At 47.0% G+C, this 14,465-nt stretch carries 9 protein-coding genes; all 9 read right to left on the bottom strand.

Annotated elements, in window-relative coordinates:
- Nucleotides 1-3: 3 nt before the first annotated feature.
- The 9 genes from UNH61_RS00340 to UNH61_RS00300 all read right to left on the bottom strand — a co-directional run bounded on the left by UNH61_RS00340 (nucleotide 4) and on the right by UNH61_RS00300 (nucleotide 14,085).
- The gene (locus tag UNH61_RS00340) at nucleotides 4-1,371 is read right to left on the bottom strand and encodes an alkaline phosphatase family protein (RefSeq protein ID WP_326990110.1); all 1,368 of its coding nucleotides are present in this window, start codon (nucleotides 1,369-1,371) and stop codon (nucleotides 4-6) included.
- A 101-nt stretch (nucleotides 1,372-1,472) separates the two neighbouring features.
- Nucleotides 1,473-2,687, bottom strand: a complete 1,215-nt coding sequence (gene eboE, locus UNH61_RS00335; RefSeq protein WP_326990109.1) for a metabolite traffic protein EboE — start codon at nucleotides 2,685-2,687, stop codon at nucleotides 1,473-1,475.
- Nucleotides 2,687-3,841, bottom strand: coding sequence for a 3-dehydroquinate synthase (locus UNH61_RS00330; protein ID WP_326990108.1), 1,155 nt, complete (start codon nucleotides 3,839-3,841; stop codon nucleotides 2,687-2,689). The genes eboE and UNH61_RS00330 overlap by 1 nt, the downstream gene beginning before the upstream one ends.
- 239 nt (nucleotides 3,842-4,080) lie before the next feature.
- Nucleotides 4,081-5,001 (bottom strand): UbiA-like protein EboC, encoded by a 921-nt coding sequence (gene eboC / locus UNH61_RS00325; protein WP_326990107.1) that lies wholly within the window; start codon nucleotides 4,999-5,001, stop codon nucleotides 4,081-4,083.
- 54 nt (nucleotides 5,002-5,055) lie between these two features.
- Nucleotides 5,056-6,042, bottom strand: a complete 987-nt coding sequence (locus UNH61_RS00320) for a TatD family hydrolase (protein ID WP_326990106.1) — start codon at nucleotides 6,040-6,042, stop codon at nucleotides 5,056-5,058.
- A 12-nt stretch (nucleotides 6,043-6,054) separates the two neighbouring features.
- A complete protein-coding gene (locus UNH61_RS00315; RefSeq protein ID WP_326990105.1) occupies nucleotides 6,055-6,957 on the bottom strand; it encodes an EboA domain-containing protein in 903 nt (300 codons plus the stop codon).
- Nucleotides 6,958-7,413: 456 nt separating this feature from the next.
- Nucleotides 7,414-8,910, bottom strand: coding sequence for an FG-GAP-like repeat-containing protein (locus UNH61_RS00310; RefSeq protein ID WP_326990104.1), 1,497 nt, complete (start codon nucleotides 8,908-8,910; stop codon nucleotides 7,414-7,416).
- A gap of 143 nt (nucleotides 8,911-9,053) precedes the next feature.
- Nucleotides 9,054-10,832 (bottom strand): RagB/SusD family nutrient uptake outer membrane protein, encoded by a 1,779-nt coding sequence (locus UNH61_RS00305; RefSeq protein ID WP_326990103.1) that lies wholly within the window; start codon nucleotides 10,830-10,832, stop codon nucleotides 9,054-9,056.
- A 31-nt stretch (nucleotides 10,833-10,863) separates the two neighbouring features.
- The gene (locus tag UNH61_RS00300) at nucleotides 10,864-14,085 is read right to left on the bottom strand and encodes a TonB-dependent receptor (RefSeq protein WP_326990102.1); all 3,222 of its coding nucleotides are present in this window, start codon (nucleotides 14,083-14,085) and stop codon (nucleotides 10,864-10,866) included.
- Between the last annotated feature and the right edge of the window lie 380 nt (nucleotides 14,086-14,465).

Raw genomic sequence — 14,465 nt, 5'->3', positions numbered from 1 at the left:
CATTTATTTACCAGTGAGCTGGTTCCATATCACTTCATATACGTCAACTGCATCCAGACTGGTTTTGGAAAGCGCGCGGGGGCTGATCACGACCGGGTGGTAAATCGGGTTTTCTTCCAAACGGCCATGCGATCCTTTAATGAGGGTAGCATCCAGCGGGATCACGTTCATCAGGTAGCGGAAACCCAGTTTTTTCTTCAGCAGCTTAAAACCAGCCTTCAGTTTAACAAATGGATCTGCCGGATTCATGAACATCTCAACCGGATCATATCCGGGTTTACGGAAAATGTCGACGATTCGGGCAAAGTCCGGCGCTTTTTTGTCGTCCAGCCAGTAGTAATAAGTAAACCAGCTGTTGGAATCGGCCACCGCAATGAGATCCCCCGCACGCGGATGATGCAGCTGATGTTGCCTCTTCCCTTCCCGGTCGAGCACCAGTTGTACACCGGGAACATTTTCCAGTATGGTGCGCACTTTCTTATAGCAGGAAGGATCGTTGATATAGATATGCGCCAGCTGGTGGTCGGCCACTGCAAAGGCTTTGGATGCCCCTGCATCCAATAGTTCCAATCCGTTTTCCTCACGGAGCGCCAGCAGGCCTTCCTGCCGGAGGATCCGGTTAAGATGAACCGGGTTATTCACATTGGTGATACCGTATTCAGAGAGAACGATGGGCTCACAGTTCTTTTGCTGGTAATAAGAGATGAGTTGTTTACAGAGATCATCGATTTCCTTCAGCTCCTTTGCATTTCGTACCGGATCCTGACCAAATTTCTGCAGGCAGTAGTCGAGGTGGGGAAGATATACAAACGTGAGTGTAGGATCGTACATTTTATCGGTGATGATAGTAGCATCTACTATCCATTGGGAAGATTTGATGTTGGCGGTAGGCCCCCAGTAATTGAACAGTGGAAAGCGTCCCAGCTGTTCTGTCAGGTGATCTCTCAGTGAGGATGGAGTAGTATAACAATCCGGCACTTTACGACCATCAGAGAGGTAGTTGGGTCGGGGAGTCAGCGAGTAATCCACATTGGCGTACATATTATACCACCAGCACATTTGCGCGCAGGTAAAGGAGGGATCCAGTTTCCGTGCGCGGTCCCAGATTTTTGGAGCATCCACCAGTTTGTTGGATTGCTTCCAGAATTTAATTTCCGCATCTGTTCTGTCGTACCAGCCATTGCCTACAATACCATGCTCACTGGGCCATTGCCCGGTAAGATAGGTACTCTGTACTGCAGTGGTTACTGCAGGCAGCATAGGATTCACCGTTGCCAGGTGCCGTTGTTGTGTATAAGCCTTTAAAAAAGGCAGGTGCTCCAACAATGAAGAAGAGAGCCCTACAACGTCAATTACTACTGTTTTTTTCATAGATTCTATGGCCATTCAATTCCGGCGTAAAGCTAAAATTCAGCCCGGGAAAAAACAAGCTGGTTTATGCTATTGCACAGTCTGATGCTATTTCCGGCTGCTCAGGCGTTGAGCGTTTCCTTACACCACAATAGTTCCCTGGAAACCGACGCCGCCATTTCCTGTTTCAATGCAGGAGGTAATACATCCCAGGTATACGTTTCCACTTCCATATGTGCTGTAAACGGCTGTTGCTGCTGTAAGGCAAGCACCTGCCTGATGTCTTCCTGCGTGGATTGCAACACATCGAACCGGTCGAGGAAAACGGGTACATGAAAGTGTGAGCGCCATTCTGTAACATCCGGATTTTCTTCATCGGCCAATGCTTCGGGCAGATCGGGATAATGAAGAAAGGTTCCATCATTGCGGCGGGCGATCACCTGGTGCAGGTACACGGGCTCGTTAAACTGCCTGAAGGCGGCGGTTACTTTATGCCGTGCGTCCTGATCAGCGGGCATATCAGCTTTCAGCGCAGCGCTGATTTGCAGTTTACCTATTTTCAGACCATAATGCCTGATGCGGTCGAGTACCCTGTGGGGGGCTTCGTATACCAGTGCAAAATGGCATACATCATAGCACAGGCAGATGTGCGATTTGATGAGATCAGCTGCTGCCTGGTCGTCTACATTAAATTTCTCCTTTAAAAAAGGGATGCCGGCAGGCAGCAGACTTTCGAAATACCAGCTGATAAACTCGCTGGTATTTTCCATCATACCATCTGGTTCCGGCTCTATATCGAGGTGCATCAGCGGGCCGCCATTTCTGTGTATGCGTACCAGTTGTTCCAGTACCAGCAACATGTTCAGGGTTGCGCTTTCTGTGTAGGAGTTTTTTTCTTCTTCACAGCGGTTGCACCAATATTTGTATCCCAGGGGATTGGTGGAAATTCCGCCTTCCATCCCTTCCGGGAGCAGTGCTGCCAGTATCCTGAACAGGCGGATGGTGTAAGCAACACGGTCGGCGCTGGTCCAGTCGGGTGCATGCACCTGATCTTTCACTACTACATTATGAAAGCCCCCGTAAGGAAATCCGTTCATAGTGAAAACATAGCAGTCTTCTTCTTTCAGCCATTGCCGGAATGCGGTCAGGTTATGTTCCTTGCTCAGCTCAAGGCTGGCGGTGTTAGCGAGGCGCAAGCCTATACCGAAGGGCTGATCCGGCGATACCTGTTGTTTTACAGCCGGTATATATTTCTTCAGCTGAGCGAAATGATCGTCCCAGTTTTCACCGGGATGAATATTTGTACAATAGCTAAGATGCCCGAATGCTGTTTTCATTACTGATTATTTTTACAGATTTCTACTGCTTTATACAGTAGCTCCAGGTTCATTTCATGGACTTCCTCTCCTTTCCCTACTGCCCTCAGCAGTGAGATGGTTAACCGCCCGCCGAGATGCTCACGGAATTCTTCCAGTCCGGCTATCACGGGAGATGGCTTGCCATCCTGCATTTCCATTAATGGATGCCAGATGGGCAGCTGCATTTGTTTCAGCACTGTCAGAATCCGCTGCATATCTTTCTCCGGCAGCCAGCCTAACAGGAACGAGTACACGCTATCAACAGCAATACCAATCGCTACTGCTTCACCGTGGCGTAGTTCAAAGTTGGTGAGTTGTTCCAGCTTATGGGCGCTCCAGTGGCCAAAATCGAGTGGACGGGAAGATCCGCTTTCAAACGGATCACCGGCGCCGCCGATATGCTGTACATGCAAGGCTGCACAGTGGTAGATCAGTTCTTTCATAGCAGGCATATCGCCGGCAGTAAGTATTACCGCATTTTCCTCGATACGACGGAAAAATACGGCATCTTTAATAAGCGCCACCTTCACCGCTTCCACCATACCGGAGCGCCAGTCGCGCGAGTCGAGTGTAGTGAGGAATACCTCATCATTGAACACCGCAGCGGGTGGGGCAAAGGAACCGAGGAAATTTTTCTTGCCTTTATAGTTCACCCCATTTTTCACGCCCACACCGGAATCGTTCTGCGACAGCACAGTGGTAGGAATCCTGATATGTTTCACACCACGGTGAGAAATCGCAGCGGCAAAGCCCACGAGATCGAGCAGAGAGCCACCTCCGACACCGATCACATAGGAGTGGCGGTCGATTCCATATTTATCGATCGCATCTACCACCTCAAAGAGATGGGCAAGGTCGTTCTTCACGCTTTCGCCACCGCTGAGGGTAACGATTTCCGGTGCCAGTTGAAATCCGCGCACATTGCGGAAATACGTGTTCATCTGTTGGATCAGGTCCGGGTGGTGAGCGGCTACTCCGCCATCCAGGACAACAAGCAATTTCTTAACAAAGGCATCTTCTGCTTTAGACTCCAGGAAAGAAGCTAAGCAGTTATTGGCAGGATCAAATAAGTGGCTGCTAAAAAATACCCCGTAAGAAAAGTTAACATCGAAATTTTGTTGAATATATTCCATGGCTAATTCCGCATCATCTGACAAAAAAACTATAGCTTCTAAAAGTACGCAGAAAATTGAGATTTTTCATAAAGAATAAGCTGCTATAAAGAATAAAGCTCCGAAGAATCGGAGCTTATTTTTGGGGTTAGACTATAGAAACTTTATCGGTATACAAAGGAATTTAATTTATGGGATAGTGGCAACAGTAGAAACCACGAATTTTAAGATTGCGTAGTTCTACGATAGGCGCGCTGTTTTTATGTTATCGCGAACAATTTTCCCAGCAACAGGGAAACCGGCAATAACAGGATTACGGCGATGGCAAAGGGTTGGGTGGCAAAAGCAGCTACCCAGGCGGCGTTCATGGCAATCAGGGCTACGATACCACCTTTTACGGCTTTGCCGATGTTTGGTCCGGAAGGATCTTTCATAGCCCGGAACAAAGGCTTGTTGATCATTACTGCGAACAGAAAGATAAAAGGCAATGCAGCCAGGAGTTTGCCATGTAAGATCGCGAGTATGGTCATGGTGATGTAAACACCGGCATAGCAGCATGCGGTAAGGCGCAGGCTCCGGATGCTACCACCATGTACTTCCCCCCTGCTGATATTGGTTACAGCGGCTATGTAAATGACTGGGATCAGGCCCATCCACCAGTATGTTGCGAGGGCTTCGTGTACTATGCTGATCCCGAGCAGCAGGTTGAGGCCCCTGCAGAGTCCCATGTTGAATGGCCCGAGGAAGTTGTGATGTTTTCCCCATTTGTCGTATACCAGTGCGCTTGCGGCTACGCCTATAGCCAGCCATCCGGCCCAGCCGGTGAGGCGGCCAACAGAAAATGCGGCGAGGATTCCCACGAGCAGGAGGTAAGCGCCCAGGATCACGGCTTGCGTTTTGGAAATAACACCGCTGGGGATAGGCCTTTCCGGCCTCTCTACCTTATCGAGTGCAGCATCAAATACATCATTGAACACCACACCGCCTCCATACAAACCAATCGTAGCCAGGCAAAGGCAAACTACGGGGAGTGTAAGATCGAGTGTAACAGTACTGAATGTAACATTTACGAAATAGCCGGAAATTGCCACGCCGGCCAATATATCCGCGATGGCGGTAACAATATTGGCTGGCCTCATCAGGCGCAGATATCCTATCAATTTGCTAACAATATAACTCACCGCGTAAACAGGTTTTCAAGATTTATTGCCAGCAGAAATGATACTGTCTGGCTGTTACCGGATAATGGTCGTATTTTTATTGATCCGGGGCTGTTGTCCTCCCCGAAGTATAGAGCTTCCGTTAAATTTCTCACTTTGATCGATATTTCCTGCTAAGTCAAAATCCGCTTCGTTAATCTGGCCGCTCTGTGCAAAAGCTTTTACAGCGTTGGCGTAAGTTACCAAATGAATGTCATTCATGTCAATACCACTTTCGTGCATGAGGGCAGCTGTTTTCGGTACGGCAAGCGGATCGCTGATACCCCAATCGGCAGCGGAATTGACCATGATCCGTTCGCTTCCATACTGTTTCACTACCGCTACCATGCGTTCGTTCCCCATTTTAGTGAACGGATAGATGGTAAACGCAGCCCAGAAGCCACGATCCAGTACTTCCTTCACTGTTTCTTCATTGTTATGATCTACAATGATCATGTGAGGCGCTAAACCATGTTCCAGGGCGATATCCATACTACGCTGGGTTCCTTTCTTTTTATCGCGGTGAGGGGTATGTATTTGCACGGGCAGGCCGGCTTCTTTGGCCAGCTCCAATTGTGCGCGGTAATATTTTTCTTCCAGTGCAGTCTGATCATCGAAACCAATTTCTCCCACACCCACTACTCCTTCTTTATAGATGAATTGTGGCAGGATTTCCATTACTGCTTCGGCCAGCTTTTCATTATTGGCTTCTTTGGAATTCAATCCTATGGTAGCGTAATGTTTAATACCAAATTGGGAAGCGCGGAAACGCTCCCAACCCAACAGGCTGCTGAAATAATCGCGGAAGGTATCTACCCCGGTTCTTGGCTGTCCGAGCCAGAATGCGGGCTCAATGAGTGCTACCACTCCGGCATCGGCCATTGCCTGATAATCGTCGGTAGTACGGGAGGTCATATGCACATGCGGATCAAAGAAACGCATGCCTTTTATTTTATTAAGATAATCGGGTGTATAAGTTAACGGTTGAAGATCTTTCTCTGTTAAATCATGAATTCCACACATATCTGATCAGTTTTAAATGAGTTGTTTTGATGTTTTCTTTGCAATAGTATTCCAGGTAAGACGGCCGGATTGTATCTCCTCAAGTAAAGCAGGCGCCTGAGCTAACAACTCTTTTGCAGGCTGGTAATTGCTTTGCATACAAACCAATGCGGCCGCTTCTTTTTCCACACTATGTTCGGAATCCCACACACGTTTGATGGCGAAAAAATTCTCTGCATTCACATAATCTCCCAACAGGCGCCACTGCATCGGATCGAGGGTGCGGCCTGCAGCCCAGCGTTCCCGGGCAAAATCTACCAGAATCGCAGCCAGGTTGGCGTTAGCCCTTTCATCCAGTCCGGTTATCAGGTGCAACGGTTTGTCAGTGAATATTGCTTTCATTACCAGCTGATTCCAGGCAAGCTCTGAAAGATACCTGGCAGGGTAAGGATTATTCAACATGATTGCTTCCTGCACGATGCCGATATTTGAGCGGATGCCTTCTGATGTGCGGGCAGTCCATTCTTCCGGCCATGGAAAAAGCGCCAATGCGCTATACAAGGCAGCCAATTCATTCATTTCAGCTGCATTGAACAATTGCTCTATTGTATCTATATATAATCTTTTATCTGTTGTTGGTAATTGTAACAACCACCAAACCCTTGTGAGACGATCTAACGTCCAGCCATGTACGAAAAAAGAAGGCAACAGCTGTTGCAGCAGTTCATCTTCTTCCCGGGTAATTGCAATGATGGCTTTACCTGTGAAACGTGGAATTGCCGTAAAAGTCTGGTTGAAGGGAGAAATGGCACCGGTTTCCTGTTGCAGCTGTAACCTTTGTTGCAGCCAGGTGTTGGCTTTTTCGTTACCATTATTCCTGATGATCGTACCAAGCAGCGTGCTCACCTTAATCTGATCGAATGCATATTCAGCCACTGAGATATCCTTTTAAGATAATAATGCTTATTTCAGACTAAAATTAATCCGTAATAACCGGATTTTCAGAATTCTGCGCTTTTTTTATGATAGAAGGTAAAAAAGAATATCTAACCGTGCACATCAGCTGTTGAATGACAATATTATATAAAATAAAAGAGAGGCATTACTGCCTCTCCTTCCGCCATTCTAAAACCTGATTATACATCAGGATATCTTTATGTCACCCCCTGCTGTAGCAGCGGACGCCAGAAAATAAGGTATATATCGGGAAAACGCTGAACAAGAACGATGTACTTTAAAAGATCATTAACATATTAGTGCTCTGTTCTCTATAAGCCAAGACTCGCTAAAAGTATCCTTTGTGCGTAGCAAAGAAAATACGGCCGTAAGATACATATTTCTACCTTTATTCCAAATAAACAATCGATTTTTACGTTGCATTTAACTCTGCATTTATCGCTTCGAATTATTCTGTAGTACTATAAACGGCTGATACTCTTTCCAGTCTGGCTTATAATGATCGAGTATCATAAATCCCTGCGCATAGTTTCCAAGTACAATATCCGGATCTCCATCTCCATCAACATCATTTACATCCATACAAAGCCAGCGGCCTTCGTGCTCCAGTGGCGGCGAGTGTGGTGTAAATTGCAGCGGCTTGCTGCCTCCCTCAAAGTAAATGAACTTTTCCCCGGAACGGTCGCGGAAATCTGCGAAGAATGCGATAGAAACAATATCCAGTCTGCCATCGCCATTAAAATCCATCGCTACAGCTTTAGTACAACCATTGACCGGATAATGCCAGGCCTGGCTGTATTTGTTATTTCCTTCATTCAGATAGACATATAATCCATGGTAAGGTTTAAGGATCATGGAAAAATCTGCATTATCACCACAGGTATAAAGTATGTCTGGTTTACCATCTCCGTTAAAATCGGCCAGCTGGAAACTTGTAGATCCATATAGCGGCGGAAATCGCAGCAGATTTGTGGATATAAAACCACCTTTTTTATCATTTTCAAACAACCATATTCCTTCATTTCCTGCGGCAAACAGCACCATAAAGTCCGTATAGCCGTCATTGTTAAAATCTCTCAGTTCTGCGTGAATTGCTCCGGGTACTTCCCATATCGGCATCTGCCTGTAATGATGGCCGGGCAGTTGTTTCAGCCAGTATAATCCACCCTGGTTATGACCGAAAGCACATACCAGCAGATCTGTAAGTCCGTCTTTATCAAAATCCGCAGCCAGCGTCTGCACCGGGCGTTTCAGGAATGGCATGAGGTCTGTCTGGCTAACATCCGGTTTGTCAAGATCAATCCTGGTGACAATTCCAGCGGGCACATCCAGTGCGCGCAGGTGACCAATTTCCGTCAGCACTGCCTGGGATTGGCCAGTGCTATCAGGTGTATAAATGACACTTACAGCCGGGGAATGCAATTTCCGGATATATACCGGTTGCAGCTCTTTATTCCAGCGGGTAAGTGTATTATTTCCATCGCTGCTGAGTATCCCGTTTCCATCGGGCAGGAAGGCCACCATCGTAGTAGCCGCTACTGTCTGCGTATCCTTTACTACCGGCTTTTTCAGGGAGAAACAGGCCCAGTCGCGCTGCAACGGCACCGACGGCCGGGCAGGTATGAGCTTCTCAGGAGCACAGCGTTGGAAATACGCCACCAACTCTGTCCATTCCGTAATGGAAAGCTGTGCCGGCGCTTCTCCGGGCATAGGAGGATAATATTTGTTACCACTCCACACCCTGATCCCCAACCGCGGCGCCATAGCAGGCAGCACATGGTTTGTCCAGGTTTCTTTGTCCAGCATATCCGGTGATACCGCCAAATGACAGCCGGAACAATATTTCTCTACCAATGCTTTTCCTTTTGCATCCGGCGAAGTCTGATGACATCCAAATAAAAAAGGTAGTAAAGAGAGGAGGAAGATACGCATAGAGAAAATCAGGAATTGGGAATGAGGAATTAAGCAACAGAGCGAAGATAAAAGAATTAGGAAACAGCACGAAGACCTTAGCAATTATTACTATTCACTGAGGCCTTCGCGTTGTTTCTTAATTCTTCATTACCAATTCTTAACTAGTATCCTGTATTCTGCTTCAGTACAGGTTTTCCTGCCTGTAATGTAAGGTCAATCTGACGTTGCGGAATCGGGAAGTATTCATTTTTACCTTTGGTAAATATCGCTCCATTCAGGTCAGTGAATCCCGCTTTTTTCTCGGAAGCATAATAGGCATTCAGTACCTGATCAGCAATACCCCATCTGGAGAGATCGAAGAAGCGATGCCCTTCAGTTGCCAGCTCCAGTTTACGCTCGAAGTAAATTGCTTTCAATGCGTAGGCTTTATCCGGGAATACCGGATAATCTCCGATCAGGTAGTTGGCTGCCATTACGGTGGGACTGAACTGCTGGGTAGCATCATTGAACTGATGCAGCCACTGAGTGGGATTATTCTTCATTCTGTCTCTCACTGTATTTACGGCCTGCAGTGCTACCGGCAGGTTGCCTATCTGGGCGGCAGCTTCGGCATACATGAGTAATACGTCTGCAAAACGAATCAGATGAACGTTAATCGCGGAACCTGGTGCCCAGGAGTGTGCATCGTGGTATTTATCCTGATCTTTTTTCCAGTATACCATTTTCTTCGGTGAATAGGGGCCACCGTACGACTGATCACGCTGCCATAATGCGCCGGGGTGATTTCCCCAGTCGTGGTACGGCACACCACGACGCCCAACTGTCCAATCGAGGCGGGGATCAAGCAAACCGTCATCAGGCGTAAAGGACTGAGAACTGTTGATACCTTTATCAGATTTCACCGAATGATCGTTGTAATCATCCAGGTAAGGCAATCCGCTTGCATCTACGCGGAAAGAATTCACGAGATCCTGTGAAGGCTGATAGAAGCCACAGCAGCCAAAGGGACTGGGATCATAAGGAAAGTTCAGCATTTCGCCGGAATTGGCATTGGCTATGGTATTGGTACCATCATTCGCTGTCATCTCTATATAAAATACCGCTTCCGGGTTCCCCATTTTTTTGGCAGCATCGAAATTGTCTTCATAACGTGCAGGCAGGCCATACTTCACACCTGCGCTGGTAACGCCTGTATTTACTACTGTCTGGAACAGGGTAAATGCGTCCTGGTATTTTTTCTCATAGAGATATGTTTTTGCCAGGTAAGCCTGTGCGGCTGATTTATTCGCCCTGCTTACTTCTCCACTGGCAGCATAATCGGCAGGAAGATTATCGGCAGCGAACTTGAAATCGGCCTCAATGTATGGCCAGATATCTTTGTCGTTAGCCACCCTGGGATCCGCTGTAGTATCGGATACATACGGCACGTTGTTGAAGAATTTCTTCAGTTCAAAATAATAGTGCGCGCGGAGAAAACGGGCCTGGGCTTCTACTGATTTTTTTTCATCGGCCGACATGTCAGTTGCCTGATGCATTTTGGTCAATGTAAGATTACAGCGGCTTACACCTTCATAAACAGCCTTCCATTTACTGTTGAAGAAGTTATTGGCAGATGTGTAAGTGCTTTTAGCGATTTCATTGATAGGCTCCTGGTCGCCGGCATTGCTGCCTTTATGGGCATCGCCTCCCACTACGCTTCCATAGATCCAGTTGGTAGGCGAAGCTTCCCAGGGGTTTCCACCGCCTACGGCAGCGCCGTTACCTTGTCCGTCGAGCACAGCATATGCGCCTATCAGCAGGTAATTCACGCCGGCTTTGTTGGCTACGATTTCTTCTGTTAAAGTGCCTTTAGGCGTACGTTCCAGGAAACTCTTCGAGCAGGCGGCAAACAGGCCGGCCAGCATAATTGCAGCAAGACTTGTATATCGTAATGTTTTCATTTCTTTCTTTTTTAACAGTTCAATAAAAGGATCAGAATACAACATTCACACCCACCAGGTACTGACGCTGGCTGGGATAGGCACCTTCGTCCAATCCGAATGACTGTGTATTTCCAGCTACTTCAGGATCTATACCAGTGTATTTGGTGATAGTAAACAGGTTAGCCGCCTGCACGTACACCCTGAACTTTTCTATGCCAATGCGTTTCAGCATATAAGACGGCAGCGTATAGCCGAGGAGAATATTCTTGGCACGCAGATAGGATCCATTTTCCACATAATAGGAATTGGGGGCACCTGAAGTGCTGGTGTAAGAGCTGATTTCCTGAATGGGAGCTTTTGCATTTTTATGATCTGGTGTCCAGGAATCATACAATGCTGTTTTGCTTTTGGCACTTACGAAAGAAGGATAGAAATCAGTCCACCATTTTACCTGATTCCAGATCTTGTTACCCTGTACGCCATAGAAGAAAGCGCTGAAATCAAAGTTCTTGTAAGTAAGCCCGATGTTCAGACCATAAGAAAATTTAGGATTAGGATTACCCAGGAAAGTACGGTCACTCGCATCCACCTTACCATCACCGTTCACGTCCGCATATTTAAAGCGGCCCATTCCGGCGCCGGCCTGGTATTCTTTCAGGTCGGGGAATTTAGCTTTGGCAGATGCGTTAGCGGCATCTACTTCTGCCTGACTGTCCCAGAAACCGATGATCTTATATCCGTAGAATTCGCTGATAGAATGTCCGATAGCATTACGTATGATAGGAGATCCGAAGCGTCGGCTTTCGAGATCGAAATATGGAGCAGATTCGGAAATGGCCAGGATCGTATTGTTATACGTTGTCAGTGTTCCTGTGGCAGTCAATTTCAGATCTTTGGTGAGATCGATATTACCGGTTATGTTGATATCCCATCCTTTGTTTCTCATTTTGGCTACGTTGGAATAAGGCACTGTAGCTGCGCCGTATACACCAGGCAGTTCGGGGTTGTACAACAGATCACGTACTATCTTACGGTAGTAGTCTACTGTAAATTCCAGTTTCCCTTTAAAGAGGGTTGCATCCACACCGATATTGGAGTTCTCGTTGCTTTCCCATTTTGCGTTGGGGTTGCCGATCTGTCGTCTGATAAAACCCTTGCTGGTGGTGGGTGCTCCATTGATGCTATAGAAAGAAGATGTTCTGTCGAAGCCGTAGGCGATAAACTGGTTAGCAGGCGACACGTTGATCTGGTTACCCATGATACCGTATCCACCGCGCAACTTCAGGTCAGAGATCCAGGGGATATTCCTCATGAACTCTTCCTGTGAAATACGCCATGCAGCGCTCACCGCCGGGAAATTACCGTAGCGGTTGGAAGGGCCGAATCTGCTGGAGCCATCACGACGGATCAGGGCGCCCAGTAGATAGCGGTCTTTATAGGAATAGTCGGCCCGGGCAAAGAGAGAAAACAAACCATCGGAGCCGAAGCTGCTTCCGTTAGTAGGCGTACCAGTACCGGTGCTGAGGTTGGCAAAGTCAGGATCGAAAGTAAAATAATCGGTAGTAGTACCGGTTAAAGTACGGAAGTAATTATCATACGCTTCTGTACCAATCATAACTTTCAGATCATGTGTTGCACTAAAGTTCTTGTGATAAGTAAGTGTATTGGTCCAGGTCCAGTCGTAACCATTACCGGTTGTTTCTGTATAGGAGTTTACGGTATTATTCTCTGCATTCTCATATTCGGGTAGTGTAAAGCTATTATTATCGAATGAATATACTTCACCACCGAAACTTGTTCTGACAGTGAAATTTTTCAGGAAGTCGGCTTCTGCGTAAACGTTACCCAGCAGCCTGTTTGCCACTGCTTTTGTTCTGCCAAAGCGGTCTTGTATAGCTACTGGGTTACGGGCGTTGCCAAGGTCTTTACCGCTGGAGCCGGCATAGTTTCCTTTGATATCCCGAACCGGTATGATAGACAGTTCGCGGAATGCCATACCTATACCACTACCTTCCACCAGGGTACCGATCTGGGGGTTATTGATAATGGAATATTCCATATTCTCACCCACTCTGATGTGATCAGTTATATTAAAGTTGCTGTTAGCGCGAACGGCATAACGTTTATTATAGGTATTGGTGAGCGTTCCCTGTTGATTGAAGTAATAGAAAGAGAAGAAATAGTTACCGATATCGCCGCCACCGGAAGCAGAAATATTATGGCTGGTGATGGGAGCAGGTTTGAATATTTCGTGAAACCAGTCTGTGCCCTGTTTGTTAGCTTTAGAGATACGATAGAATGTTTTCAATACAGCAGGGTCTTTATAGTTGGGATCCACGTAATACAAATCCGGGTTCACGCCTGGATCGCCTTCTTTCAAGCCGGCGGGCGCAATATAATCAGGCAGCACCGGCGTAGCGCCGCTACCGTACTGAGCATCCTGGAATGGTGTTCCCGGGGAGTTCTTAATAGCCATCCATTTAAGGTTAGCCTGTTCCTGTGGATTGAGGATATGCCATACATTTCCTCCTTTGGGCACCTGGCGGCCGTAGTAACCATCGTAGGTTACTTTAACTTTTCCGTTGCCTCTTTTGGTAGTGATCACGATCACCCCATTAGCAGCACGGGCGCCATAAATAGAAGCAGCACCAGCATCTTTCAGTACCTGCATGGTTTGCACATCATTGGGATTTACATCAGTAAGATTGGAAACCGGTACACCATCTATAATATAGAGCGGTGTATTATTTCCGAATGTATTGATACCCCTGATCTTCACCTGCGGTTCCTGTCCGGGTTGTCCGCCACCCAACACAGTTACCCCTGATACCTGGCCTTGCAGCTGGCTGGCAATCTGGGAGGTGGGCTGTTTGGTGAGGTTTTCCACTTTTACGATAGAAACGGCACCAGTAAGATCTTTTTTCTTCTGGCTGGCATAACCGGTTACTACTACTTCTTCGAGCGAGCCTACTTTTTCGTGGAGCGCCACATTGAGTCCCGGTGCGGCCGGCACTTCCTGTGGATCGTAGCCTACGAAGGAGAAAACAAGTATTTCTCCCTGCTTAGCCTGCAAAGAAAAATTCCCGGAGGGATCGGAGGCGGTACCTCTGTTAGTACCTTTTACGTAAATGGTAACGCCTGGCAGCGGATTTCCTGAAGCCTTGTCGGTTACCTTTCCCGCAATTTTTGTTTGAGCGTAGACGCTGTTACCGGCCAGCAGCAACAGTATGCCGCATAGCACGGCCTGCATCTGTTTAAGAAACTTTTTCATAACGTGAATAAGGGAAACGTTTAAGAAAAATGGTTAAAAAATAAGGATTCCTATCTATTTGATTCATCAAAAACGCTTTGTGTAAGCACACAGATCTCCCTACCCGCCGCCGGATTTATGGCAACAGGCTATCATTTCTGCATAGCAAAAAAATAACAATTCATCACGCCAGCATGATGCGCTGCATGGGTGTGAAAAGGGTAATCAAAATCGATTCAGCAGCCGATTGCTACAGAATCGGACATAAACTGTGTTTCATGGATAATACATCATCCGGGTTTTGTTTTATTAAGTTAGACTTGTGTATTTAAGGCATAAAAAAGTGAGAAACATTCAGCTTTGGTACAAACTTTATTTGTTCAGATTTTGGTTCTCACGTG

The organism is Chitinophaga sp. 180180018-3 (assembly GCF_037893185.1).
Taxonomy (GTDB): domain Bacteria; phylum Bacteroidota; class Bacteroidia; order Chitinophagales; family Chitinophagaceae; genus Chitinophaga.
This window is presented reverse-complemented; position numbering and strand designations above follow the sequence as displayed.